21 protein-coding genes and 1 riboswitch are annotated in these 24289 nt (G+C 63.2%); of the genes, 12 read left to right on the top strand and 9 right to left on the bottom strand.

What is annotated here, in order from left to right:
• Positions 1 to 37: 37 nt before the first annotated feature.
• From VA599_RS02320 to VA599_RS02305, 4 genes are all read left to right on the top strand, one after another.
• Positions 38 to 637 carry a PadR family transcriptional regulator gene (locus VA599_RS02320; RefSeq protein WP_166439106.1) on the top strand — a complete coding sequence of 200 codons (600 nt, stop codon included), beginning with the start codon at positions 38 to 40 and terminating at the stop codon, positions 635 to 637.
• A gap of 9 nt (positions 638 to 646) precedes the next feature.
• Positions 647 to 1447 (top strand): siderophore-interacting protein, encoded by an 801-nt coding sequence (locus VA599_RS02315; RefSeq protein ID WP_346787532.1) that lies wholly within the window; start codon positions 647 to 649, stop codon positions 1445 to 1447.
• A gap of 293 nt (positions 1448 to 1740) precedes the next feature.
• A complete protein-coding gene (locus VA599_RS02310) occupies positions 1741 to 2751 on the top strand; it encodes a BMP family lipoprotein (protein ID WP_021476173.1) in 1011 nt (336 codons plus the stop codon).
• Positions 2752 to 2892: 141 nt separating this feature from the next.
• Positions 2893 to 3246, top strand: a complete 354-nt coding sequence (locus VA599_RS02305; RefSeq protein WP_104947207.1) for a hypothetical protein — start codon at positions 2893 to 2895, stop codon at positions 3244 to 3246.
• Between the two features lie 3 nt (positions 3247 to 3249).
• Here VA599_RS02305 and VA599_RS02300 read toward each other — a convergent pair whose 3' ends face one another.
• Positions 3250 to 3756 (bottom strand): GNAT family N-acetyltransferase, encoded by a 507-nt coding sequence (locus VA599_RS02300; RefSeq protein WP_346787531.1) that lies wholly within the window; start codon positions 3754 to 3756, stop codon positions 3250 to 3252.
• A gap of 195 nt (positions 3757 to 3951) precedes the next feature.
• Positions 3952 to 6540, bottom strand: coding sequence for a bifunctional aconitate hydratase 2/2-methylisocitrate dehydratase (gene acnB / locus VA599_RS02295; protein WP_346787530.1), 2589 nt, complete (start codon positions 6538 to 6540; stop codon positions 3952 to 3954).
• 190 nt (positions 6541 to 6730) lie between these two features.
• Here acnB and gcvA point away from each other — a divergent pair, with 190 nt between their 5' ends.
• The gene (gene gcvA / locus VA599_RS02290) at positions 6731 to 7630 is read left to right on the top strand and encodes a transcriptional regulator GcvA (RefSeq protein WP_346787529.1); all 900 of its coding nucleotides are present in this window, start codon (positions 6731 to 6733) and stop codon (positions 7628 to 7630) included.
• 39 nt (positions 7631 to 7669) lie between these two features.
• Positions 7670 to 7736, top strand: a riboswitch (Fluoride riboswitch).
• A gap of 78 nt (positions 7737 to 7814) precedes the next feature.
• Positions 7815 to 9131: a voltage-gated chloride channel family protein gene (locus VA599_RS02285; RefSeq protein ID WP_346787528.1), complete on the top strand. Its 1317-nt coding sequence runs from the start codon at positions 7815 to 7817 to the stop codon at positions 9129 to 9131.
• Here VA599_RS02285 and VA599_RS02280 read toward each other — a convergent pair.
• Positions 9128 to 9910: a substrate-binding periplasmic protein gene (locus VA599_RS02280; protein WP_346787527.1), complete on the bottom strand. Its 783-nt coding sequence runs from the start codon at positions 9908 to 9910 to the stop codon at positions 9128 to 9130. The two genes, VA599_RS02285 and VA599_RS02280, sit on opposite strands and share 4 nt — an antisense overlap.
• Positions 9911 to 10049: 139 nt before the next feature.
• Here VA599_RS02280 and VA599_RS02275 point away from each other — a divergent pair, with 139 nt between their 5' ends.
• Entirely contained in the window at positions 10050 to 11054 is a 1005-nt protein-coding gene (locus tag VA599_RS02275; protein WP_346787526.1) for a class 1 fructose-bisphosphatase, read from the top strand.
• A gap of 56 nt (positions 11055 to 11110) precedes the next feature.
• On the opposite strand, the gene VA599_RS02270 is transcribed toward VA599_RS02275, so the two are convergent.
• Positions 11111 to 11845, bottom strand: coding sequence for an SOS response-associated peptidase (locus tag VA599_RS02270; protein WP_346787525.1), 735 nt, complete (start codon positions 11843 to 11845; stop codon positions 11111 to 11113).
• A 48-nt stretch (positions 11846 to 11893) separates the two neighbouring features.
• Here VA599_RS02270 and VA599_RS02265 point away from each other — a divergent pair, with 48 nt between their 5' ends.
• Positions 11894 to 12595 (top strand): glutathione binding-like protein, encoded by a 702-nt coding sequence (locus tag VA599_RS02265; RefSeq protein WP_346787524.1) that lies wholly within the window; start codon positions 11894 to 11896, stop codon positions 12593 to 12595.
• 58 nt (positions 12596 to 12653) lie between these two features.
• On the opposite strand, the gene VA599_RS02260 is transcribed toward VA599_RS02265, so the two are convergent.
• On the bottom strand, positions 12654 to 13850 hold the full coding sequence (locus tag VA599_RS02260) for an MFS transporter (RefSeq protein ID WP_346787523.1): 1197 nt from the start codon (positions 13848 to 13850) through the stop codon (positions 12654 to 12656).
• A 358-nt stretch (positions 13851 to 14208) separates the two neighbouring features.
• Between VA599_RS02260 and VA599_RS02255 the strand changes: the two genes are divergently transcribed.
• Positions 14209 to 15924, top strand: a complete 1716-nt coding sequence (locus VA599_RS02255) for a hypothetical protein (protein WP_346787522.1) — start codon at positions 14209 to 14211, stop codon at positions 15922 to 15924.
• Here the strand turns inward: VA599_RS02255 and nrdG are convergent.
• Both nrdG and nrdD read right to left on the bottom strand, forming a co-directional pair.
• A complete protein-coding gene (gene nrdG / locus VA599_RS02250) occupies positions 15868 to 16371 on the bottom strand; it encodes an anaerobic ribonucleoside-triphosphate reductase activating protein (protein WP_221668326.1) in 504 nt (167 codons plus the stop codon). The two genes, VA599_RS02255 and nrdG, sit on opposite strands and share 57 nt — an antisense overlap.
• Positions 16372 to 16378: 7 nt before the next feature.
• The gene (gene nrdD, locus VA599_RS02245; protein ID WP_346787521.1) at positions 16379 to 18556 is read right to left on the bottom strand and encodes an anaerobic ribonucleoside-triphosphate reductase; all 2178 of its coding nucleotides are present in this window, start codon (positions 18554 to 18556) and stop codon (positions 16379 to 16381) included.
• A 217-nt stretch (positions 18557 to 18773) separates the two neighbouring features.
• Here nrdD and VA599_RS02240 point away from each other — a divergent pair, with 217 nt between their 5' ends.
• On the top strand, positions 18774 to 19331 hold the full coding sequence (locus VA599_RS02240) for a hypothetical protein (RefSeq protein WP_346787520.1): 558 nt from the start codon (positions 18774 to 18776) through the stop codon (positions 19329 to 19331).
• 58 nt (positions 19332 to 19389) lie between these two features.
• Here VA599_RS02240 and typA read toward each other — a convergent pair whose 3' ends face one another.
• A complete protein-coding gene (gene typA / locus VA599_RS02235) occupies positions 19390 to 21207 on the bottom strand; it encodes a translational GTPase TypA (RefSeq protein ID WP_104947196.1) in 1818 nt (605 codons plus the stop codon).
• Positions 21208 to 21398: 191 nt separating this feature from the next.
• On the opposite strand from typA, the gene VA599_RS02230 reads away from it, so the two are divergent.
• Both VA599_RS02230 and VA599_RS02225 read left to right on the top strand, forming a co-directional pair.
• On the top strand, positions 21399 to 22268 hold the full coding sequence (locus tag VA599_RS02230; protein WP_346787519.1) for a hypothetical protein: 870 nt from the start codon (positions 21399 to 21401) through the stop codon (positions 22266 to 22268).
• A gap of 180 nt (positions 22269 to 22448) precedes the next feature.
• On the top strand, positions 22449 to 23402 hold the full coding sequence (locus VA599_RS02225) for a hypothetical protein (RefSeq protein ID WP_346787518.1): 954 nt from the start codon (positions 22449 to 22451) through the stop codon (positions 23400 to 23402).
• Between the two features lie 64 nt (positions 23403 to 23466).
• Here VA599_RS02225 and VA599_RS02220 read toward each other — a convergent pair whose 3' ends face one another.
• Entirely contained in the window at positions 23467 to 24159 is a 693-nt protein-coding gene (locus VA599_RS02220) for a hypothetical protein (protein ID WP_346787517.1), read from the bottom strand.
• Between the last annotated feature and the right edge of the window lie 130 nt (positions 24160 to 24289).

The raw sequence follows: 24289 nt of genomic DNA, 5'->3' as shown, positions 1-24289 counted from the left end.
TATCGTAAGACATATCACCCAATAAAGAGGGCCAGCCATGCCATGCAATCCATATCGACACCCGATTCGCCGCATGCTGCGGGCGATGCGCGGATCGCACCGTCGCGGCGGCGATGACGGCGCGCTGGCCCGCGGACGCAAGTTCGGTTCCGACGATCTCCAGCTGCTGTTGCTGGCGCTGATCAATGAGCGCTCCTGTCATGGCTACGAACTGATCAAGGAGCTGGCCTCCCGCTCCAACGGCTATTACAGCCCCAGTCCGGGCGTGGCCTACCCCGCCCTCACCCGCATGGAGGAAGCGGGCCAGGTCACCGCCGCCAGCCACGGCAAGCGGAAGTGCTACGCCATCGCGGAGGCCGGCCGGGAACGATTGGCCCTCCATCGCGAACACGTGGAGCTGACGCTGGCCAAGCTGACCCATATCGGCCGCAAGATGGAGCTGGCGCGGCGCGCCTACGCCGGCGAGGAAATCGGCGAGGACGGCGCGGCCGGCTGGACGAGAGAGCTGATTGAGGCGAGGCGCGCGCTGAAACACGCGCTGCTGCTCCGGGACCAGGCAGAGCCTGACGAACAGCGCCGCATCGCGGCCATCCTGCAACGCGCCGTCGCCGAAATCGCCGGCGCGGAAAAATCCTGAGGAAATCCCATGAATACCGAACTTGAGATCCAACGCCTGCGCCATCCCTTACGTTTCCGCCTGCTGCAGGTGGCGCGCGTATCGCGGCTGTCGCCATCCATGCTGCGCATCACCCTGGTTGGCGACGAGCTGGACGGCTTCATTTCCGCGTCTTTCGACGACCACGTGAAACTGTTCTTCCCCGAGCCCGGCGCGAAACAACCAACCTTGCCGTCCATCGCCGAAGACGGCGGCATCCGCTTCCCGGCCGACAAGCCCAAGCCGCCGATGCGCGATTACACCCCGCGACGCTACGACGCGGCAGCCGGAGAGCTGGATATCGATTTTGTCGTCCACGCGGGCGGCATCGCCGCCGACTGGGCTTTGAGCGCCAAGCCCGGCGACAAGCTAGGCATCGGCGGCCCGCGCGGCTCGCGCGTCATTCCCTCCGGTTTCGATTGGCATTGGCTGCTTGGCGACGAATCCGCGCTGCCGGCCATCGCCCGCAGGCTGGAGGAGTTGCCTGACGATGCGCGGGGCTTGGCGCTGATCCTGGCCGACAGCCCGGATTGCCGTTTCGAACTGGCCGCGCCGGCCGGCGTGGAAGTCGTCTGGCGCTACCGGAGCCGGAGCGAGAGCCTGGAGCAGGCGCTGGACGGGCGCGACCTGCCCTCTGGCGCCGGCTTCGTCTGGGCGGCGGGCGAAAGCGGCGAGATGCGCCCCATCCACCAGCAACTGAAGCAGCGCGGCTTGCCTAAGGAAAGGATGCGGGTGGCCGGCTACTGGAAGCGCGGCGACGCCGGCGCGCATGAAAGCATCAGCGAGGAGTGATGCCGGCGATGCGACCCGCATCGTAAAGAGGCTGTCGCGGATGCCGAAGGGCTGAGCCGGCGGTTTTTGCGCGCGTTTCGTCTATATTGGTTTACACGAGGGGTGGCGCTGGGTAGAATTTCGCCGCTTCAATGGGCGGGTTGCATGCGTGGTCGTAAAGACCGCGCGGCGCCCGCCTCGTCGCATCCTGCCGCGCGAGGCCTCCCTCTCGCCGGCACGGCATGCCCCCTCGTTGAAGCGCCCGCGGCATGCCCGCGGGCAAGCCATCTCGAAAACTACTACTAGAAAAGCTGATGAAAATGACGTTTGCGATCAAGACCGCAGGATGCGCCGTAGCCGCCGCCCTGCTCGCCGGCTCCGCGCTGGCCAAGGACTTCAACGTGGCCGTGGTGTACGACCAGGCCGGCAAGTTCGACAAGAGCTTCAATGAAGCGGCCTATACCGGCGCCGAACGCTTCAAGAAAGAGTTCAAGATCAATTACCGCGAAGGTCAGCCCAGCAACGACGCGCAGAAGGAGCAAGTGCTGCGCAATATGGCGCGCAAAGGCGCCGACCTGGTAGTGGCCGTGGGCTTCGCCTACACCCAATCGATCGAGACCGTGGCCAAGGAATTCCCGAACACCAAGTTCACGCTGGTGGATTCTGTGGCCAAGGGCGCCAATGTGCAAAGCATCGCCTTCAAGGAACAGGAAGGCTCCTTCCTGGTGGGCATGGCCGCCGCGCTGAAGTCCAAGACCGGCAAGGTGGGCTACCTGGGCGGCATGGACGTGCCGCTGATCCGCGCCTTCGGCTGCGGCTACGCGCAAGGCGCGCGCTACGTGAACCCGAAGGCCGTGGTGCTGCAGAACATGCTGGGCACCACCCACACCGCCTTCAACGACCCGTCGCGCGGCAACGAGCTGGCCAAGAGCCAGTACGATCGCGGCGCCGACGTGATCTTCGCCGCGGCCGCCCTGTCGAACGTGGGCGTGATCCAGGCCGCCAAGGCCTCCGGCAAGTACTACATCGGCGTGGACAGCAACCAGAACTACATGCAGCCGGGCACCGTGCTGACCTCCATGGTCAAGCGCGTGGACAACGCCGTGTATGAAACCATGCGCGACGCCAAGGACGGCAAGTGGAAGCCCAGCACCAAGCTGATGGGCCTCAAGGAGAACGGCGTGGACTGGGCGCTGGACCAGTACAACCGCGCGCTGATCACGCCGGAAATGGAAAAGAAGATCGTCGCCGCGCGCAAGGACATCATCGCCGGCAAAATCAAGGTGGTGGACTACCGCGCAGCCAACAGCTGTCCGGTGAACTAAGCCTCACCGGATCCGGTTTGCAAAAAGCCCCGCGCGCGGGGCTTTTTTTATTGGGCAGCCGCTTCGGCTTTCAGCGCAAATGCCGTGTTTATGGTATTCTTGCGCCCCCTCGTTTATTTTGCCGTGACCTGTCACTCATCAATGAAAGACCCTTGCGATCACTACACCTTCGACCTGATAGGCGGGGTGGCCAAAAAACCGGGCCGCAAACCGCTGGGCGAACGGGCGATGACGGTGGCCGAGCGCAAGCGCCGCAGCCGCGAGTTGCGCCGCAACCGGCTGCAGGAGTTGTCGGTGACGGTAGAGCTGAGCCGGGACGCGCAGAAGTCTTTGGACAAGATGATCGAATGGTGGGGCGTCAGCAAGAAAGAGGCGATCAACCGCGCGCTGATGATTGCCTGCCAGTCGCAAACCGGCCGCACCGGCAGCCTGTTCGAGCTGGAGCTGGGCATGGCGCTGCCCGCCAAGGCTTCGCGCCGCAAAGCGCCGCGCTGATCTTCAAATAAACTCCCCCGGCGGCAAATCCAGATTGACCGCCGCGCCGCGGAACGACGCTTCCGCCGCCCTCGCCCGCCCTGACAGCAATTCCAGCACCACAACCTTGCCCAGCGCGTCGCTGCGCAAGGCGCTTTCCTTATCGTTGGCGACCAGGACCAGATCGGCCGCCTCCCACCCCGCCGCCCGCCGGTAAAACGGCAATAGCCCCACATCGCAGGTGAACGCGGCGATGTCGTAGCGGCCGTAGGCTCTGAGCCAATCCGAAGCGGCGGCAACGACGCGTTCGCCCAGGCCGCGGTCGCGCATTTCCGGCTGTGTGGCGACGCAGCCGAGGCTGCCCAGCGAGAATTCCGCCTCCTGATGGATGATGGTTTTGCCAAATACCGAGGCGTAGGCGGCAAGCCGTCCATTGTCCATCAGCCAGAACGCACGGGCCTCCAGAGCCGGCCTGTGCAGCGCCTCGTCCAGATCGGGCTCGCCCTCGCATTGATAGGCCAGATGCAGCATGGCATTGATCTCCCGACGCAAGACCGGCGGTAGATCTATATACGGCGCGCTTATGGCTTCCATATTCGATTTGTTTTCTTGATGCATTGCGACGGCCGGGTTGGTCTATGGAATCTCCAGCCAAGTTCCCGTAAAAAAAACGCCGCCCACCCCTGCGGGCGAACGGCGCTATCACCAAGGTAATCGATTCGGCTATCAGGCCTTGCTGGCGGCCAGTTCCTGATATTCGGCGATCTGGTCGAAGTTCAGGTACTGGTAAACCTCGGCGCTCTTCTCGTTGATGATGCCGATATTGGCCTGGTACTCCTCCACGGTCGGGATCTTGCCCAGCTTGGAGCAGATCGCGGCCAGCTCCGCCGAACCCAGGAACACGTTGGAGTTCTTGCCCAGACGGTTCGGGAAGTTGCGGGTGGAGGTGGACATCACCGTAGCGCCCTCGCGCACTTGGGCCTGGTTGCCCATGCACAGCGAGCAGCCCGGCATTTCCATGCGGGCGCCGGCGCGGCCCAGCACGCCGTAGTGGCCTTCCTCGGTCAGCTGCTTGGCGTCCATCTTGGTCGGCGGCGCCACCCACAGCTTCACCGGGATGTCGGCCTTGCCTTCGAGCAGCTTGGACGCGGCGCGGAAGTGGCCGATATTGGTCATGCACGAACCGATGAACACTTCGTCGATCTTGGTGCCGGCCACTTCGGACATGAACTTCACGTCGTCCGGATCGTTCGGGCAGGCGACGATAGGCTCTTTCACATCGGCCAGGTCGATGTCGATCACGGCGGCGTATTCGGCGTCGGCATCGCCCTTCAGCAGCTGGCCGTTGGCAATCCACTCTTCCATCGACTTGATGCGGCGCTCCAGCGTGCGCGCGTCCTGGTAGCCGTCGGCGATCATGGTCTTCATCAGCGTGATGTTGGAACGCATGTACTCGGCGATCGGCTCCTTGTTCAGGTGCACGGTGCAGCCGGCGGCGGAGCGTTCGGCCGAGGCGTCAGTCAGTTCGAAGGCTTGCTCGACCTTCAGATCAGGCAGGCCTTCGATTTCCAGGATGCGGCCGGAGAAGATGTTCTTCTTGCCAGCCTTGGCCACGGTCAGCAGGCCTTGCTTGATCGCGTACAGCGGAATGGCGTTGACCAGGTCGCGCAGGGTCACGCCCGGCTGCAGCTTGCCCTTGAAGCGCACCAGCACCGATTCCGGCATGTCCAGCGGCATCACGCCGGTGGCGGCAGCGAAGGCCACCAGGCCGGAGCCTGCCGGGAAGGAGATGCCGATCGGGAAGCGGGTGTGGCTGTCGCCGCCGGTACCGACGGTGTCGGGCAGCAGCAGGCGGTTCAGCCAGCTATGGATCACGCCGTCGCCCGGGCGCAGCGAAACGCCGCCACGGGTGGAGATGAAGGCCGGCAGTTCCTTGTGCATCTTCACGTCCACCGGCTTGGGATAGGCCGCGGTGTGGCAGAACGATTGCATTACCAGGTCGGCGGAGAAGCCCAGGCAAGCCAGATCCTTCAGCTCGTCGCGGGTCATCGGGCCGGTGGTGTCCTGCGAGCCGACGGTGGTCATTTTCGGTTCACAGTAGGTGCCCGGACGCACGCCCTTGCCTTCCGGCAGGCCACAGGCGCGGCCGACCATCTTCTGGCCCAGGCTAAAGCCCTTGCCGGAATCGACCGGAGCCTTCGGCAGGCGGAACACGGTGGAAGCCGGCAGACCCAGCGCTTCGCGCGCCTTGGAGGTCAGACCGCGGCCAATGATCAGGTTGATGCGGCCGCCGGCGCGCACTTCGTCCAGAATCACTTCGGACTTCAGCTTGAATTCGGATACGACTGCGCCATTCTTTTCGATCTTGCCGGCGTACGGGTAGACGTCGATCACGTCGCCCATTTCCAGCTTGGACACGTCCACTTCGATCGGCAGAGAGCCGGAGTCTTCCTGGGTGTTGAAGAAGATCGGCGCGATCTTGCCGCCCAGCGTCACGCCGCCGAAGCGCTTGTTCGGCACGAAGGGGATGTCCTGGCCGGTGGCCCACACCACCGAGTTGGTGGCGGATTTGCGGGAGGAGCCGGTGCCGACCACGTCGCCAACGTAGGCGACCAGGTGGCCCTTCTTCTTCAGGTCGTCGATGAACTGCATCGGACCGCGCTTGCCGTCCTCTTCCGGCTTGAAGGCCGCGTCGGCGCGGGTGTTCTTCAGCATGGCCAGGTAGTGCAGCGGAATGTCCGGGCGGCTCCAGGCATCCGGGGCCGGCGACAGATCGTCGGTGTTGGTCTCGCCCGGCACCTTGAATACGGAGACGGTGATTTTCTGCGCCACTTCCGGGCGGCTGGTGAACCACTCGGCGTTGGCCCAGGATTCAACCACTTCCTTGGCGACGGCGTTGCCCTTGTCCATCTTTTCCTTCACGTCGTGGAAGGAATCGAACATCAGCAGGGTTTTCTTCAGGCCGGCGGCCGCGATTTTGGCGACGGACGGATCATCCAGCAGATCGACCAGCGGCTTGATGTTGTAGCCGCCCAGCATGGTGCCCAAGAGCTCGGTGGCCAGTTCGCGCGAAACCAGAGGCGACTTCACGCTGCCTTCGGCGACGGCGGCCAGGAAGGATGCCTTGACCTTGGCTGCGTCGTCCACGCCCGGCGGCACGCGGTGGGTGATCAGGTCGACCAGGATGCTCTCTTCGCCCTTGGGCGGATTTTTCAGCAGTTCGACCAGTTCTTCGACCTGCTTGGCGGACAGCGGCAGGGGCGGAATGCCCAGCGCGGCGCGCTCGGCTACGTGCTGACGGTAAGCTTCTAGCATGACTCGGGACCTTCTTGGCTTTAGGTTGTCGCAGGCCTGGCGGCGGGCCACCAGTCTCCACTTGCTGGGTCTGCATCGCTCCGCGCGCTTCGCGCCGGAATATGCACTTTGTAGTGACTGAAGATTACGCTGTTCGGCGCTTGCATACAAACGAGTAATCGCAACAAGGATTGTGAGATAAAATCACAGCATGAGCACTTACCCCCCTCTTAACTCATTGCGCATTTTCGAGGCCGCGGCAAGGCTGGAAAGCTTTTCCGCCGCTGCCAGCGAACTCTTCGTCACTCATGGCGCTGTGAGCAAACAGATTAAGCAGCTGGAAGATTGGCTGGGCGTGCCGCTGTTCGAGCGCAGCGGCGGGCGCGTCAGGCTGACCGACGCCGGCTGGCGCTATCTGGTGCAGGTGCAGGACGGCCTGGACCTGATCGCCAACGCCACCGCCCAACTGCTGCAACCCAATCGCCAGCGGCGGCTCTCCATCAATTCCACGCCCACTTTCGCCGCCTATTGGCTGCTGCCCAGGCTGGAGCGCTTTCGCGAGCGCTTTCCCGACCTTGAGCTGCATCTGGCCACTTCGGACCGCGATCTGAGCCGTCTGGATTCGCCGTTCGACATCGCCATCCGCCGCGGCCCCGGGGATTGGCCCGGCCACATCGCCAAGCCATTCCTGAAGGAGTGGGAGCTGCCGCTGTGCAGCCCCGCGCTGCTGGACAAGCTGCCGCTGCATCGCCCGGACAACCTCACCACCCATACGCTGCTGCACGCGGACACTCGCCCCACCGCCTGGCCGCGCTGGCTGACGCTGGCGGGCGTGCCGGAGCTGAAGCCGGCCAGCAGCATGCATTTCGACAAGTTCTCCTTGGCGCTGCTGGCCGCGATTGACGGGTTGGGCGTGGTGTTGGGCCCCATGCCGATGGCGCAGGCGCTGATAGACGCGGGCCGGCTGGTGTCTCCGCTGCCGACGCCGGTGGTGACGGTGCGCGACTATTGCTGGGTGGCGCCGCGCATGTCGGCCGAGGACGCCACCGTAGCGACCTTCTGCCGCTGGCTGGAAAGCGAAGCGGACAAGGCCGCCCCCCTGCCGCACTGAGCCCGGACTTGCCTCCGCATCGTTTCGGTCAGTACAATTGGCGAAAGCGGAGATGGCATGCCTCCCGTAACCGCCTCGCAAAGAGGCTGATGATGCCTACAGTATTCCTGGACCGGGAAGCTGTAGGCCTGCCCATCAAAGCATGCCCGTCCAGATGATTGCCATCACAACGCATTGGACGCCCATGAAATACCCCCTCCTTCCGGAAAGATTTTCCACCCTGCCCTATATCGGCAAATGGCTGCTGCTGTCCGCGCTGGTCGCCGCGCTGACTGGCAGCGCCTCCGCCCTGTTTCTGTTTTCGCTGGATTGGGCCACGCAAACCCGCCTGAGCCACCCCTGGCTGATCTGGCTGCTGCCGCTGGCTGGCCTCATGGTCGGCTTGGCCTACTGGCGGCTGGGGCGCGAGGTGGAAGCCGGCAACAATCTGCTGATCGACGAGATTCACGATCCTAAAAAAACCATTCCGTTGCGGATGGCGCCGCTGGTGCTGATCGGCACCGTCGCCACGCATTTGTGCGGCGGCTCGGCCGGCCGGGAAGGCACGGCGGTGCAGATGGGCGGAGCGCTGGCCGACCAGGTCCACAAATGGCTGCCCCTGCGGCGGGAGGACCGTCGCCTTCTGCTGATGGCCGGTATCAGCGCCGGCTTCGCCTCGGTTTTCGGCACGCCGCTCGCCGGCGCGATCTTCGGCCTGGAAGTGCTCGCCATCGGCCGCCTGCGCTACGACGCCATCCTGCCCTGCCTGGCGGCGGCCATTCTGGGCGACCAGATCGGGCTGCTCTGGGGCGTGCATCACACCTACTACCGGATTCCTTTCATTCCCGCGCCCAGCGCCTGGGGATTGTGCGCGGCGGTGCTAGCCGGCGTCGCATTCGGGTTGACTGGTAAGCTGTTCGCCGAGTCCGTTCATGGCGTGGCCGGCGGTTTCAAACGCCTCATCGCCTTCGCGCCGCTGCGGCCGCTGATCGGCGGCGGCGCGGTCGCGACCGCGGCCTCGCTGATCGACGCGCAGGCCTATCTGGGCCTGGGCATTCCCACCATCGTGTCCGCTTTCCAGCAGCCGCTGCCGGCCTATGACTTCATCGGCAAGCTGGGCTTCACCGTGGCGACGCTGGGATCGGGATTCAAGGGCGGCGAGGTCACGCCTCTGTTCTACATCGGCGCCGCGCTGGGCAATGCGCTGGCGCCGTGGCTGCATCTGCCCTTTCCCTTGCTGGCCGGCATGGGCTTCGTTGCGGTGTTCGCCGGCGCGGCCAATACGCCGCTGGCCTCCACGGTGATGGCGATGGAGCTATTCGGGCCGGAAGTCGGCGTCTACGCCGGACTGGCCTGCGTGGTCAGCTATTTGTGCTCGGGACACTCCGGCATCTACCGCGCGCAGCGGGTGGGCGTTGCCAAGCGGCGCGGCGTGCCGGAAAACATCCGGCTGGCGGAGTGGCCGGCATTGCGCCGCGCAGCCAGCCTGAAGGCGCGCGCGTCGGATCGCGGCGCCGGTTAGCGCGCCGGTCCGGGAGGCAGGCCGATCAGTTTCACCTCCATCGGCGCGGCGTCCCGCGGCAGCCATTTGTTGTAGGTGCGCTTGTAAGTGCCGTCTTTCTTGATCGCCGCGAAGCCGTCTTGCCAGCGCTTGACCTCTTCGGCCGGCGTGCCGCGGGAAAAGGCCAGGTAGAGTTCCAGCGACTCCAGCACGCGCACCACCTCCACCGAATCGGCCGGCTGATGAATGTCCTTCAGCACCGAGGAGACCACGAAGCCGCCTTCCACCCACATGTCGTAACGGCCCATCAGCATCTTTTGCGCGGTCAGTTGGGGCGTCGGCGCCAGGTCCACCTCGACAAAGCCGGCGGCGGAGGCCGCGTCGGCGAAGATGCTGCCGCGATAAGCGCCCACCGGGCGTTGGTAGATGCCGGCGCCCAACGCCAGCAGCTTGGCCGCCTCGCCTTTGCGCGCCAGCAGCACGGTCTGCGATACCGCGATCGGTCCCAGCAAGGTCATCTGTTTTTCCCGCGCCTCGCTGCGGCCGACGGTGAACAGCATCACGCCGGGATTGGTCAGCAGCTCCTTGTAGCCGCGCGCCCAGGGCACGACGTCGATTGGGCTGTTGTCGTGGATGCGGGCCTGGATCTCGCGCACCACCTCAACTGCCATGCCATCGGCGATGCCGTTGCGCTGGAAGGTGATGGGGGGCCACTCCTCGGTGAAGATGGTGATCGCCGGCGCGTGGGCAGACCAGGCGGACAGGCTGAACAGCAACAGGATAAGGGCGCGGACCGGCATGGCATTCTCCTACGTATAACTATCATTTTCTTGATAGCCGCCAGCCGCCCCGCCTGCCGGCTTATTCGTTATAATGCCGCGTTGTGCCGCCAATCCGACGGCATTATCATTCGCGCACCTACCCATCCTAAGGAACGTCATGAGCCGCATCACCCTCTCCCGTTTTCTGATCGAACAACAGCGCAAGGCGGGCACGCTGCCGCCGGAACTGCGTCTGCTGATCGAAACCGTGGGCCGCGCCTGCAAGGCCATCAGCTATTCGGTGAACAAGGGCGCGCTGGCCGACGTGCTGGGCGAAGCCGGCACCGGCAACGTACAGGGCGAGGCGCAGAAGAAGCTGGACGTGATCGCCAACGACTTCCTGCTGGACGCCAATGAATGGGGCGGCAGCCTGGCCGCCATGGCGTCGGAAGAGATGGAACTGCCCTACCACATTCCGGGCGAATACCCGAAGGGCGAATACCTGCTGATGTTCGATCCGCTGGACGGCTCGTCCAATATCGACGTCAATATCTCGGTCGGCACCATTTTCTCCATCCTGCGCAGCCCGGAGGGCGTGACGCAGCCGACCGAAGCCGATTTCCTGCAGCCAGGCACCCATCAGGTGGCCGCCGGCTATACCGTCTACGGCCCTCAAACCATGCTGGTGCTGACCTTCGGCAGCGGCGTGCACGGCTTCACGCTGGATCGCGAGCACGGCTCCTTCGTGCTGACCCATCCGGACATGAAAGTGCCGGAACGCACCGCCGAATTCGCGATCAACATGTCCAATATGCGCCACTGGGAAGCGCCGGTGCGCCGCTACGTGGACGAGATGCTGGCTGGCGCGACCGGTCCGCGCGGCCGCGATTTCAATATGCGCTGGGTGGCGTCGATGGTGGCCGAAGTCCACCGCATCATCACCCGCGGCGGCATCTTCATGTATCCGAAGGACGCGCGCGATCCGTCCAAGGCCGGCAAGCTGCGCCTGATGTACGAAGGCAACCCGATGGCCTTCATCATCGAGCAGGCCGGCGGCGTCGCCACCAACGGCCATCAGCGCATCATGGACATCCAGCCGACCAAGCTGCACGAGCGCGTGGCGGTGTTCCTCGGCTCGAAGGAAGAGGTGGAGCTGGTGACGCGCTACCACGTCGAGCAGTAATAAGCCGGCGGTCATCCACCCCAAAAAGCCCGCGCTCAGCGGGCTTTTTCTTTGACTCAGTCGAACAGCGATCCCTGCTGGGGCGGATTCGGGATTTCGCCTTCCGCACGCATCGCCGCTGCGGAAAACAGCTGCAGAAAAGCCCGGGCCTGCTCGGGATTGCGGCAATGCAGCCATTCCTGATGCAGCGCTGCCGGGATGATGACCAGCGAGCGCTTTTCGTCGCCGGGCCGGTGCATGCGGCCCATCACCCCATGGCCGTCGGCGTTGATGGTGATCTGAGTGAAAGCCAGGCTGATGGAGCCATCCGCCTCCCGCCACTCCCGCCACAAGCCGGCCACCGCGAACGGCGCGCCGTCGGCCATGCTGATTTTGGTGCGCACCGCCCGTCCGCTCTCGTAGCAGGGCTCGTAAAAGGCCCGCATCGGCACCAGGCACAGCTGGCAGTTGCGCCAGGCGTCGCGGTAGCTGCGCAGCTGGCCTATGGTTTCGGCGCGCGCGTTCATGGTGCTCAGCCGCATGCCTTCGGGCTGGTGGCGCTTGGGAATAAAACCGTAGCTGGCCATTCTCAGGCCGTCGCGGGTCAGGATCGGCGCCGGATAGTCCTGCCAGGTCTCATCCTGCCACTGCCATTCGCCCGGATCGCAGCCGAACCATTCGCGCAGCTGGCCGCGGCTGGGAGGGATGAAATTGACGCACATATTCTCTTTGCCGGATTTTATGGCGGACAATGATACCGCGCCGACGACTGTCGGGCGATGCTTGGTCAGAAAGCCTCTTTGGAAAGCCATGACATGCCCCCATGTCATTCCTTCCACTCCCAAGCCAGGAAGCGAACGATGATAGACCTCTATTACTGGACCACGCCCAACGGCCACAAGATCACCATCTTCCTCGAAGAAGCCGGCCTGCCCTATCGTATCGAGCCGGTCAACATTTCCGCCGGGGATCAATTCAAGCCGGATTTCCTGCGCATCGCGCCCAACAACCGCATTCCGGCCATCGTGGACCATGCGCCGCAGGGCGGCGGCGAGCCGATCAGCCTGTTCGAATCGGGCGCCATCCTGCTGTATCTGGCCGACAAGACCGGGCGCTTCATCCCGCAAGATCTGCGCGGCCGCAACGAGGCATTGCAGTGGCTGTTCTGGCAGATAGGCGGCCTGGGACCGATGGCGGGCCAGAACCACCATTTTTCCCAGTACGCGCCGGAGAAGCTGCCGTACGCGATAGACCGTTACGTGCGCGAAACCGCCCGCCTCTATCGCGTGCTGGACACGCATCTGTCCGATGGCCGCGATTTCATCGCCGGCGAATACTCGATCGCCGACATGGCCAGCTATCCGTGGATCGTGCCGCATCAGCGCCAGCAACAGAACCTGGACGATTTCCCGTCTCTCAAGCGCTGGTTCGACCGCATCGCCGAACGACCCGCCGTGCAACGCGCCTACGCGCTGGCGGAAAACATCAACACTGCGCCCTCGGTCACCGACGCCTCGCGCGCCATTCTGTTCGGCCAGGACGGCAAGCCCAGAGGCGGCTGATCGTTGCCCGCCAAATAGCTTACGGCGGCCTTTGGGCCGCCGTTTTGATTGGGCCGCGCTAGTGCGATGTCATCGTTTCGCCTCGCCGCTCATGGCTGAAACGGATCAAAATCGCGATCGCCAAGGCGACAAGGCCGGCGACAATGGCCATGGCCAGGCCGTAGTCGCCGCCGTTGGTCTTGGCCATATGGGCCTGCAGCGGGCTGTTGACCGACGCGAACAGATTGCCCAGCTGGTAGACCAGGCCGGGAAAGGTGGCGCGCACCGCCGCCGGCGATATCTCGTTCAGGTGGGCCGGGATCACGCCCCAAGCGCCCTGGACCGAAATCTGCATCAGGAATGCGCCGAGCGCCAGCAGCAGCGGCGTGGTGGTGAATGCCCACAGGGGCAGCACCGGCAGTGCGAACAGCGCGGCCAGCGTGATGGCGTTGCGCCGGCCTATCTTCTCGGACAGGCTGCCTATCGCCAAACCGCCGACGATGGCGCCGACATTAAGGCAAATGGCGATCATCTGCACGGTGTGGGGATCGAACTTGTGCTGCACGCGCAGGAAGGTCGGGTACATGTCCTGGGTGCCGTGCGAGAAGAAATTGAAGCAGGTCATCAGCACGATGGCGTATAGCGATAGCCGCCACTGCGCGGAAATGGCCTGCAGCAACCCCGGCTTGTCATGATGCCGGGAGGCTTCCCAGCTGGGGCTTTCCGGCACATTGCGGCGGATGTACAGCGTCAGCAGCGCCGGCAGCAGGCTGAGCATGAACATGCCGCGCCAGCCTATGTGTTCGAACAGCTGGCCAAACGCCAGCGTCGCCAGCAGGTAACCGCTGGGATAGCCCGCCTGCAGCAGCCCGGAGACGAAGCCGCGCGATTCCTTGGGAATGCTTTCCATGGTCAGCGACGATCCGACTCCCCACTCGCCGCCCATCGCCACGCCGAACAGCGTGCGCAGCACCAGCAACGCCATCAGATTGGGCGCGAATGCGGACGAGAATCCCAGTATCGAATACAGCGCGATATTGGCCATCAAGACTGGCCTGCGGCCAAAACGGTCGGCCAGCCGGCCGAATATCAGCGCGCCGATAGGACGCGCCGCCAGCGTCAGCATGATTGCCCAGCTGACCGCCTCGATGTCGGCTCCAAACTCCTTGGCGACATCCTTCAGCACAAACACCATCAGAAAAAAGTCGAATGCGTCCAGGGTCCAGCCCAGATAGCAGGCGAACACCGTTTGTTTCTGCTCCTTGCTCCAAGCCATGCCTCTTCTCCAGCTCTGATTATTGTCAGCTCATTCGTTCATGATAAATGAATTTCATGCAAGGGCCTGGCATCGCAAAAAATAGCAACAAACTTCCACGCGCGATGCGGCGTCACGCAAGCCCAGGCCAATGTTCACGCGATCTGATGCGGTGATGAAGAAATATCCATGCGAGCTTGCCGATTGACTAATCTGGGAGCACAACCGCATGAACCGAGAGGGAAGGGGAATGAGAATCCATCGCGCGTTTCTTGGACTTGCCTGTTGCATCGCACTGGTTTCATGCGGGGGCGGTGGAGGCGGGAGCGCAAGCACTGGCTCTTCCAGACTATCCGGTACGGTCGCCGTCGGCGCGCCGATGCAGAATGCCACGCTGACGGTGCTGGGCGCCAATGGCCAGACCGCCAGCGTCAGCGTCAATAGCGACGGCAGCTACAGCAACCTCGACATCAGCGCGCTGACCGCGCCCTTCCGCCTGCAAGCCTGCGGCCTGGTCAACGCGGTCTATACCTGTCATTACGCCGTGGCTCAAAGCGCAGGCACCGCCAATGTCACGTCACTGACCACAGCGTTGGTCACGCTGGCCACCGGCAGCGACGCCGCCAGCATCATGAGCGCCGGCGCGCCGTCCGCCAGCGCGCTCAACAGCAGCCAGCAAACACTCCAAAACGCCTTATCGCAAGTACTGGCCGCATCCGGCCTCAGTAGCGGCGCCGACCTCACCACCACGGCCTTCAGCGCCAACCGCACCGGCATGGACAAGGTGCTGGACGCCATCGCCGCCAATACCGGGACCAATAACGGACATACCTTCGTGCAACTGGAAGGCCGCTTTGGCAGCAGCAATTTTTACGCGGACAATAGCGGCAGCCAATCCGGCAGCCTGAGCGACAGCACCTTGCTCAACGGGCTGGGCTTGGATCTGACCAGCATCAGCCAGATCTTCGCCGCATTGAATAGCGCCGCCGGCAGCAGCAGCGCCAGCGCCTGCGCCACCATGCTGAACAACAATGCCAGCATGCTGGATCCGCAGTTCACGCTCAGCATCAACCAGCAATCCCTCAATACCAGCAATTTCGCTTCGATGATCTGCGGCTTCCTGTCGCAAGGCAGCTTGCTCGGCGGCAGCGTCGCCAACCCCACGCTGCGCGATTGCGACTTCTCCGGCAGCGACAAAACCTGCACTGTCGGCTTCGATGTCATCAACGGCAGCGCCGTGCAGGAAGGCGCGGAAATGGCGGTGGTGCTGCGCAACGGCGCCGCGGCATGGAAACTGCTGGGCCAGGCGTCACCCTATGCGATCCATGTCAACGCCAATGCGCAGCGCACGCTGCGGGTTGGCATCAGCAATCCGCAACCCAGCTACTACCGCGCGATTTCGTTTGACATCGGCACCAGCGCCAACGGCGTGAGCAACGCCGTTCAATCCGCCAAGGTTTACCAGCGCAACGCAGCCGGCACCGGCTGGGACGGCACGCCCATCGCCACGCTCAGCAACGCCGGCTGCAGCAGCCAGCCCAGGCTGACCATGCAAGGCAGCACTTGCGGCAGCACCTGGCTGGGACTGGACAGCTTCAACAATGGCAGCCTGGCATCCGGCGACGCTTTGATCTCCGCCTTCTTCCAGCGCGGACGGAGAGTGAAGATCGACCTGTACTCCGGCAATGCCTTCAGCAGCCTGCTCGCCAGCGTCATTACACGCGTGGATGGCGTGCCGCCGCAATCGTCCCAGCTGGCGACGCTGCCCTGGCTGACCCTGGACAGCGCCAGCCAGAGCGCGCTGGCCAACTATGCCAGCGCCCAAGGCGACGCCTTGAGCTTCTCTTGGACCGGCAGCAATAGCGTCGTACCGCATGATGCCTCATTCTGCAACGCCGGCAGCTGCAACAGCCCGGTGCAAATCGATCTGAGCGGCAAACTGGGCAGCGCCGGCAGCGCCAGCTTCAACCTGTCCAGCCTGACGCTGGCCGCCAGCGACTACAAGATGATCGCGCTGTACGGGCGAGACCGCAGCAATCTAGGCTTCGAAAGCAATTACGTCAGCTGCGCCAACGGCAGCAACAGCTGCCCCTGATCCGGCGCCCAACCTGATCAGGCGCTGGTTGTCCGATCCCCGCCAGGGCTTGCTTGTCGGCAGGTCCTGGCGGTAGCGGCCGTCTATCAGCACATCGACGAATTGCAGGATTTCCAATTCCCGCACCTCTTCGTAGTCATAGCCGGTCCACAGCCAGATGTTCTTCTGCGGATAGCGCTGCTTGAACATGCGGCACAGTGCCAGAATCTCGTCGCGGTTGGCCGGCAGCAGCGGATCGCCGCCGGACAGGCTGAGGCCATCGTGGCCGGCGCAGCGGTTCAGCAGTTCTTCCCTCGCCTCCGGCGTGAACGGCCGCCCGCTTTTGCGATCCCAGGTCGAGCGGTTGTGGCAGCCCTCGCAGGCGTGCGCGCAGCCGGTGACGAAGAGCGTGACGCGCACGCCCTCGCCGTTGACCAGATCGCAGGTGTAATAGCGATCGTAATTCATCCCGCGCTCAGTGTTCGCCGCCGAAGTGCTTGACCCGGCGCATCACTTCCTTCTGCTTGCCGGCATTGAACGGGCGCGAGTTGGGGCTGCCCAGATAGCCGCACACCCGGCGCGTCACCGACAGCGAGGCGCTGTCGCGGTTGCCGCATTGCGGGCAGCAGAAACCGTCCGCATCCGCCTTCGCCTCCCCCATGAAGCCGCAGGCGCCGCAAGAATCCACCGGCGTGTTGCTGCCGAAATAAGGCACCCGCTCCAGCGCGTAATCCCAGATCCGCTCCAACGCCTGCAGGTTGTGCTTCATATTGGGCAGTTCGACATAAGTGATGTGGCCGCCGGTGGCGAGCTCGGCATAGCCGGTCTCGAAGTCTATCTTTTCGAATGGATTGACCTTGCGGAAGACGTCTAAATGGAAGGAGTTGGTGTAATAGCCCTTGTCCGTCACTTCAGCGATATCGCCGAAGCGCTCGCGGTCCAGCTTGCAGAAACGGTGGCACAGCGATTCGCTGGGCGTCGAGTACAGCGAGAAGCCGAAGCCGGTCTCGCGCCTCCATTCTGCCGCCGCCGCGTTCATGCGGCCGACCACTTGGCGCAGTAAATCGCGGACCTCCGGGCTGTCGGCAGGGTGCGAGCCGAACAGCAGCGTGCCCACCTCGTGCAGGCCGATATAGCCCAGCGAGATCGAAGCGCGGCCGCCCTCGAACAGCGTCATGATGTCCTCATCCGGCCTCAGGCGCATGCCGAACGCGCCCTCGGTGTAGAGAATCGGCGCCACGTTGGCCTTGACGCCCCGCAGCCGGTCGAGCCGCAACATCAGCGCGCGGAAGCACAAGCCTAGGCGCGAATCCAGCAGCGCCCAGAACGCCTGCTGATCGCCCTTCGCCTCAATGGCGATGCGAGGCAGGTTGAGACTGACCACGCCCAGATTGTTGCGGCCGTCCAGCACCTCCCTGCCCGCCTCGTCCCGCCACGCGGGCAGGAAGCTGCGGCAACCCATCGGCGAAACCGGCGTCGAGGAGCCAGTAATGCGCCGGTTCAACTCGGCGGAGATGATGTCCGGATACATGCGTTTGGAGGTGCACTCCAGCGCCAGCTGCTTGATGTCGTAATTGGGATCTTCCGGCCGCAGATTGATGCCCCGGTCGATGAACATCACCAGCTTGGGGAAGACCGGCGTGATGCCTTCCTTGCCTAGCCCCTTGATCCTCACCTTCAGGATGGCCTGCTGGATGATGCGCTCCTCCCAAGCGGTGCCCATGCCGAAGGAGAAAGTGACGAAAGGCTGCTGGCCGTTGGAGCTGAACAGGGTATTGATCTCGTATTCGCAGGCTTGGATGCCGTCGTAGCACTCTTTCTCCGTACGCTCGCGCGCGTAGCGGTCCGGCTCGGCGATGCCGTACTGTTCCGCCACGTCCAGGTTCTTGCGATAGCTTTTCAGCACGTAGGGGGCCAGCGTCTGGTCGATATTGGGGATGGTGGTGCCCCCATACTGGTGGCTGGCCACCTGGGCGATGATTTGCGCGGTGACTGCGCAGGCCACCCCGATCGAGCGCGGACTTTCGATCTGCGCGTTGCCCAGGCGGAAGCCCTGCTCCAGCATGCCTCTCAGATCTACCAGGCAGCAGTTGGTGAAAGGCAGAAAGGGCGAGTAGTCCAGGTCGTGAAAATGGATGTCGCCGGCGTTATGGGCGGTCAGGATGTCTTTGGGCAAAAAATTGCCGGCGAACTGCTTGGACACGATGCCGGCCATCAGGTCGCGCATCACCGGAAAAACATTGGCGTCCTTGTTGGCGTTCTCGGTGGTGGCTTCCTCGTCGGTCTTGTGTACCAGCCCCATCAGCTTGGCGTGCAGTTCGGAGCCGCGGGCGCGCACCGTTTCGCGGTCGTGACGGTATTCGATGTAGACGCGCGCCACCTCCGGGTAGCTCTGCATCAACGCGTCCTCCACCCGTTTCTGGATGGCCGGGATGTCCAACCGGCCGTTCTGGGCCAGCTCTCGGCATTCGCGCTCCACCTGGGCTGCGATTTCCAATGCCAGCCTGGCTGGCTCCGCATGCCCGGCTGCCGCTGCGGCCCGCTGGCAGGCGTTGGCGATCTTGCCGATGTCGAATCCCACTACCGCGCCGTCGCGCTTGCTCACTTGCAGCATCGCCTGGTTCTCTCCTGACTCTTGGCCAATTCCGGCCATATAGAACACGCCTGCGCCAAGCAGGCCCTGAAATCGTCAATACTGTAGGCGATTTATTCAGGTGGCGGGCTGGTTTTTCTTCAAAATATGGTACCAGAACTTGAGTGTGATCAATATATTGTGCCCATCGTCTAAAAATGAGGCGACGACGGCTCTGATTGCAATCGTCATCAATTTTCGATTGAATGGCATGTCATTGTGTTGATGAAGGCCGCCAATGAAGCGCATATTCTGCTTGCTGCCGTTAACGTTTTGCCTGGTGGTCTGGGCGGCCGATAACGAACAAATTCAGGGCCAGGGCGGCCGCGTCCTGCGCTACAGCTCCACTCAGGTGCGGGTGGAGCCTTCGAGCGAGGATGTTCGCAACTATCTGCAGGCGCGCGATGCGCGGCTGGAAGGCGCCAGCGCGGCGGCAGCGCTGCAGGCTGGCCGCAAGGCGTTCGAGCGTTTGAGGTACAAGCGGGTGGTTGTTGATGCCGATTACAGCGTGATCCGAGCGGAGAAGGATGAAGCGCTGATCAGCGAGGCGCGCCAGGTGCTGCGCGGGCTGTTGAAATTGAAATTCCCGCTGCCGGGCAAGCCGGACCATCAAACCACCGAAGTGTTGTTGACCATGCGTCCCGGTAATCAGCCCAGGCAGATGCTGCTGCGGGCGAATATCCGCCAGACCATCTGGGACAGCAACGGCAACTCAAGAACGCTGCTTTGCAGCGATCAGGCCGTCTATCGCCAGTTGTTCGACCAATTGAGCGACGCTCTGGCCAGGCCGAACTAGCCTGCAAAACAAAAGCCCCGCTTGCGCGGGGCTTTGCTCATTCCGGAGGATGTCCGGATTAGATGCTTTCCACCTTGGCCATCTTGCGGCGCTCATGCTCTTGCAGGTAGCGCTTGCGGATGCGGATGGACTTCGGCGTGATTTCCACCAGTTCGTCATCGTCGATGAACTCCACGGCGGATTCCAGCGTCAGCTTGATCGGCGTGGTCAGGCGAACGGCTTCGTCAGTGCCGGAGGCGCGGACGTTGGTCAGCTGCTTGCCCTTGACCGGGTTCACCACCAGATCGTTGTCGCGGCTATGGATGCCGATGATCATGCCTTCGTACAGCTTGTCGCCCGGGGAGACGAACATGCGGCCGCGGTCTTCCAGCTTCCACAGCGCGTAAGCGACGGCTTCGCCGTTCTCTTGCGAGATCAGCACGCCGTTGTGGCGGCCCGGCAGATCCGGCTTCACCGGCGCGTAATCGTCGAACACGTGGCTCATCAGGCCGGTGCCGCGGGTCATGGTCATGAAGTCGGACTGGAAGCCGATCAGGCCACGAGCCGGAATGTGATATTCCAGGCGGGTGCGGCCCATGCCGTCCGATTCCATATTGGTCAGCTCGCCGCGACGGCGGCCGATTTCTTCCATCACGCCGCCCTGGTGGTCGTCTTCCAGGTCGATGGTCAGGTTTTCGTACGGCTCGCACTTCTGGCCGTTGATTTCCTTGAACACCACGCGCGGCTTGGCCACGGCCATTTCAAAGCCTTCGCGGCGCATGCTTTCCAGCAGGATGGTCAGGTGCAGCTCGCCGCGGCCCGATACGCGGAAGATGTCGGCGTCAGCCGTGTCTTCGACGCGCAGCGCCACGTTGGTCAGCAGTTCCTTGTTCAGGCGGTCGCGGATTTGGCGCGAGGTCACGAACTTGCCTTCGGTGCCGGCCAGCGGCGAGGTGTTCACCATGAAGTCCATGGTCAGCGTCGGCTCGTCCACGGACAGGACCGGCAGACCGACCGGCTGCTCTTTGTCGCAGATGGTCACGCCGATGCCGATGTCTTCGATGCCGGAAATGATCACGATATCGCCGGCTTCCGCTTCCGGCACTTCCACGCGCTCCAGGCCCTTGAAGCCCAGCACCTGGTTGATGCGGCCGGTGGCCACTTGCTCTTCATGGTTCATCACCACGACTTGCTGGCCGGACTTGATGCGGCCGTTCAGAATGCGGCCCAGGCCCAGGCGGCCGGTGTAGGTGGAGTAGTCCAGGGCGGAGATTTGCAGCTGCAGCGGGGCCTCCGCATCGCCAGCCGGAGTCGGCACGTGCTTCAGCACGGTCTCGAACAGCGGACGCATGTCGTTGGACTCTTCTTCCAGCTCATGCTTGGCGAAGCCGGACAGGCCGGATGCGTAGATGATCGGGAAGTCCAGCTGCTCGTCGGTGGCGCCCAGCTTGTCGAACAGGTCGAAGGTTTGGTCCACCACCCAGTCCGGACGGGAGCCCGGACGGTCGATCTTGTTGATCACCACGATCGGGCGCAGGCCCAGGGCCAGCGCCTTCTTGGTTACGAAACGGGTCTGAGGCATCGGGCCTTCGACCGCGTCGACCAGCAGCACCACGCCGTCAACCATGCCCAGCACGCGTTCCACTTCGCCGCCGAAGTCGGCGTGTCCCGGGGTGTCGACGATGTTGATGTGCACGCCTTCGTAGTTGATGGCGGTGTTCTTGGCGAGAATGGTGATGCCGCGTTCTTTTTCAAGATCGTTGCTGTCCATTACGCGTTCGTCGACCTGCTGGTTTTCGCGGAAGGTGCCGCTTTGTTTCAGCAGTTGGTCGACCAGGGTGGTCTTGCCATGGTCGACGTGGGCGATGATGGCGATGTTGCGGATTTGTCGGGTCATGTTTAGCGTGTTTCGGCTGGAATTCTGAAAACAGAAAAATCGAAAGATTATAGCATGGTAGAACCACACCGAGAAAATTTCAGTAAAGACAGATGACAATCCTGTAAAGGCCGCATGTATTTTTCAGGGATTAGTCCTGGCCGCGGTTTGGCGCTACACTTCCGGCCATCTGGCAACAAGGAACACGCAATATGTACGACTGGAACGCACTATGGCATGAGCGCGAGGCCTACCGCACCGGTTACGACATCCACCATGACGACGTGAATGAGCTGGCTGGCGCGTTGCAGGCTCGGCTGATCCACCCCGCCGCCGCTACCGGGCAAGTCGCGGTATACGAAGATGAAAACCGCTACATCCTGGCCGGCCACGACGGCGGCCTGCAATTGCTGGAGGTGATGAAGCACGGACTGTTCGACATCACGCTGCGCTTCGTCAGCGAGGATGAAGGCCAGGGTGTCGCCCTGCCCTATGTCGAAATTCATGTCGACAATCTCGCCACCGAAGAGCAGGCCGTTTGGCGCGCGGAAACCCGCGTGGATGACGAGGGGCGCATCTGGGTCGGGAAGCGCACGCTGGACGAGAACGTGCTGCCGGCAATGCCGTTCGACGACCTGTCCTTTACCGACAACGCCGAGTTCCGCGAAGAACTGGCGCGCGTCTGGCATGAGGACTTGCCGCAGCTGCGTCCGCTGATCGAGGCCTGGTTCCATCATGGCGGCGAGATCAGCGCTGTCAACGAGCCTGCGCATTACGGCGACGCGGAGCGGGTGCAGCAGATGTGCGACCGTTACGCGGAAATCGTTCGCCGCGAGCAGGCGCAGCTGTCGCGGATGTTCAGCGACGACGAGTTGCGGCTGATTGCGGGCGTGATCGCCGGCATCCATTTCGACAGCGCGGCCTCCTGCCGCGGCGTCTGGCTGGCCGTTGAGGCCAGAATCATCGAAGACGAGCTGGATCAACAGCACCAGATCGACGCCGAGACGCTGCTTTCCAAGATGAAGGGGCTGAGTTACGCGCAAGAAGTGGCGCTGATCGAGGCCTTGTCTCCGCTGAACTGACATCCCTCCAGTCTCGCCAGCGCGTCGCGCCGGCGAGACTGCCATGTCCTTGCCAAACCATCAGCATCAGCAACAGTTCGTGCGAGTCTGGACCATCGGACAGGTCTTTTTCAAATTCGGCCATCTACTCTCATTCAAGAGCGCAGCCCGGAAACCGGATTGCTCCAAAGGGAGAGACGCATGAAGCTGCTGACAAGCCTGCTGAACCGCATATTGTTGCTGACGGCCGCCCTCGCGGCCTCATCCGCGTGGGCGGCTTCGCCGACCACGGCAAATGCGGGATCTCGCCCCGCCGGCGTGCCGCAGAACTACCTCGTTACGCCTTTTGGCTACTTCCACCCCTCCTGCGTCCGCGAAGTGGTGGACGGCGCAAGACTGATGGATGCCAATGCTCCGCCCGCCTGCGCCAGCCGCGCGCATTTCGATGCGCAAGGAAAGGCCAAAGCAGCGACCGGCCCCGCGACAAAGGCTCCGCGCGCTGCGGATTCTTTGGCGGCAATCAACGGCTGGGTGGAGGATTCGGAATTGGTCGCCACGTCTCCCTACGCCGGAATCAGCGCCAGCTGGCAGGTTCCCGCCGCGCCGGCGAGCCGCAACGGACAAGTGATCTATTTCTTTCCCGGCCTGCAGGACAGCCGCAATGTGCAAAGCATTCTGCAGCCGGTGCTGGGTTGGAATGCCTTCGGCGACCAGGCCTGGACGATCGCCAGCTGGAATTGCTGCAGAAACGGAGCGGCGAACTACAGCACGCCTCGCGCGGCAAGCAGCGGCGACCTGATCGCGGGCCGGGTCTGGCATGACTGCGCGGCCGGCGCGGCCGCTTGCGGCTCCTGGAATGTGGAAACGCGCGACGCCACGCAAAATACGCTGACCACGCTGAGCCATACCAGCAATTATGGCCAGAGCTTCAATTGGGCATTTGGCGGCGTGCTGGAAGTGTACGGCGTCGCCAATTGCCAAAACTATCCGGCCGACGGAGTGATCAGCTTCGGCAATATCCAGCTGCTGGATATCAACAAGCAGATCATTTCAAACCCGGCCTCGCTTGCCTGGAGCGCAAACGTTCTGCAGCAGGGGGGCGGCTGCAACTACCACGCGGCCGCCAGCGCCGCTGCTACGGCGCTCAGCTATTGATCATCGCGCGTTTCGACTTTACCGCCGCCATGGTTATGCAGCCCCCTGTCTCCATGGCGGTTTTTTATTCTCCCTTGCCCGCATCCTGGCGGGCATAGACCATGCGTCCGGCGCCGTCATCGACCTCTAGCTTGCCGTCTTTCCGCGCCATCAGGATCAGGTTCTGGAATGGCGGCTGCCTCAGGTAGGCGGCATCGTCGACGGCGAAGGCGGCCAGGCGCTGCGCGGAGCGCTCCTCGGGCACATCGAACCATTGCGGCTGATCCTTGCCGCCATTCCGGCGCAAGCCCGCTTTGCTCCACGCCTCTCCCTCCGGCGCGCTGACCATGGCGTCGCCATTGCGGTCGGTGACGGCCGTCAGCACCTTGCCGGATCGGCTTTGGAAACTGATCTCCACGCCGGCCATCGGGCCTACGCCGGGCATGCCGACGATCGCCAGCCAGCTTCCCTCTTCCGCAGGCCGGCGAATGCGAAACTCCTCATCGCGGAACGGACGAAAAACCGGCGCTTTTTCCGGCGCGGCGCTATGCAGCTCCACCTTGCCGCCTTGCGCTTTCCAGCTTCCTTGGGCGTACTGATCGACGGCGCCGTAACTCATTCCCCATTCGAAGCTGCCATCCGGCTTCAGCAACAACTCCGCTCCGACCTCCCTCACGTCCTGCAGATAGTAATGCCCGCTCAGAGGAGGCGCCTCCGGGCTCGCGGCCGAAGCTAGGCCGCACCATGCCAACATGCACGCCCATATCGTTTTTTTCATTGCCGGCTCCGAAATGATGAGGTGGAAATTCTATCGCAGTCGCCAGGCATTCCGTATTTGGCGTCGCCATTCTTTTGGCAAGAGGATGTCTGGACAGAAAAAAGCCCCGGCCAGAAGGTCGGGGCAGATT

The organism is Chromobacterium indicum (genome assembly GCF_039708975.1).
GTDB classification, from domain to species: domain Bacteria; phylum Pseudomonadota; class Gammaproteobacteria; order Burkholderiales; family Chromobacteriaceae; genus Chromobacterium; species Chromobacterium piscinae.
The sequence above is the reverse complement of the archived record's forward strand: the minus strand, read 5'-3'. Positions and strand labels throughout refer to the sequence as shown.

Bases quoted from the DNA above. Each gene is read 5' to 3' on its own strand.
- VA599_RS02320 (WP_166439106.1), top strand. From the start codon at position 38: ATGCCATGCAATCCATATCGACACCCGATTCGCCGCATGCTGCGGGCG.
- VA599_RS02315 (WP_346787532.1), top strand. From the start codon at position 647: ATGAATACCGAACTTGAGATCCAACGCCTGCGCCATCCCTTACGTTTC.
- VA599_RS02310 (WP_021476173.1), top strand. From the start codon at position 1,741: ATGAAAATGACGTTTGCGATCAAGACCGCAGGATGCGCCGTAGCCGCC.
- VA599_RS02305 (WP_104947207.1), top strand. From the start codon at position 2,893: ATGAAAGACCCTTGCGATCACTACACCTTCGACCTGATAGGCGGGGTG.
- VA599_RS02300 (WP_346787531.1), bottom strand. From the start codon at position 3,756: ATGCTGCATCTGGCCTATCAATGCGAGGGCGAGCCCGATCTGGACGAG.
- acnB (WP_346787530.1), bottom strand. From the start codon at position 6,540: ATGCTAGAAGCTTACCGTCAGCACGTAGCCGAGCGCGCCGCGCTGGGC.
- gcvA (WP_346787529.1), top strand. From the start codon at position 6,731: ATGAGCACTTACCCCCCTCTTAACTCATTGCGCATTTTCGAGGCCGCG.
- VA599_RS02285 (WP_346787528.1), top strand. From the start codon at position 7,815: ATGAAATACCCCCTCCTTCCGGAAAGATTTTCCACCCTGCCCTATATC.
- VA599_RS02280 (WP_346787527.1), bottom strand. From the start codon at position 9,910: ATGCCGGTCCGCGCCCTTATCCTGTTGCTGTTCAGCCTGTCCGCCTGG.
- VA599_RS02275 (WP_346787526.1), top strand. From the start codon at position 10,050: ATGAGCCGCATCACCCTCTCCCGTTTTCTGATCGAACAACAGCGCAAG.
- VA599_RS02270 (WP_346787525.1), bottom strand. From the start codon at position 11,845: ATGGCTTTCCAAAGAGGCTTTCTGACCAAGCATCGCCCGACAGTCGTC.
- VA599_RS02265 (WP_346787524.1), top strand. From the start codon at position 11,894: ATGATAGACCTCTATTACTGGACCACGCCCAACGGCCACAAGATCACC.
- VA599_RS02260 (WP_346787523.1), bottom strand. From the start codon at position 13,850: ATGGCTTGGAGCAAGGAGCAGAAACAAACGGTGTTCGCCTGCTATCTG.
- VA599_RS02255 (WP_346787522.1), top strand. From the start codon at position 14,209: ATGCAGAATGCCACGCTGACGGTGCTGGGCGCCAATGGCCAGACCGCC.
- nrdG (WP_221668326.1), bottom strand. From the start codon at position 16,371: ATGAATTACGATCGCTATTACACCTGCGATCTGGTCAACGGCGAGGGC.
- nrdD (WP_346787521.1), bottom strand. From the start codon at position 18,556: ATGGCCGGAATTGGCCAAGAGTCAGGAGAGAACCAGGCGATGCTGCAA.
- VA599_RS02240 (WP_346787520.1), top strand. From the start codon at position 18,774: ATGAAGCGCATATTCTGCTTGCTGCCGTTAACGTTTTGCCTGGTGGTC.
- typA (WP_104947196.1), bottom strand. From the start codon at position 21,207: ATGACCCGACAAATCCGCAACATCGCCATCATCGCCCACGTCGACCAT.
- VA599_RS02230 (WP_346787519.1), top strand. From the start codon at position 21,399: ATGTACGACTGGAACGCACTATGGCATGAGCGCGAGGCCTACCGCACC.
- VA599_RS02225 (WP_346787518.1), top strand. From the start codon at position 22,449: ATGAAGCTGCTGACAAGCCTGCTGAACCGCATATTGTTGCTGACGGCC.
- VA599_RS02220 (WP_346787517.1), bottom strand. From the start codon at position 24,159: ATGAAAAAAACGATATGGGCGTGCATGTTGGCATGGTGCGGCCTAGCT.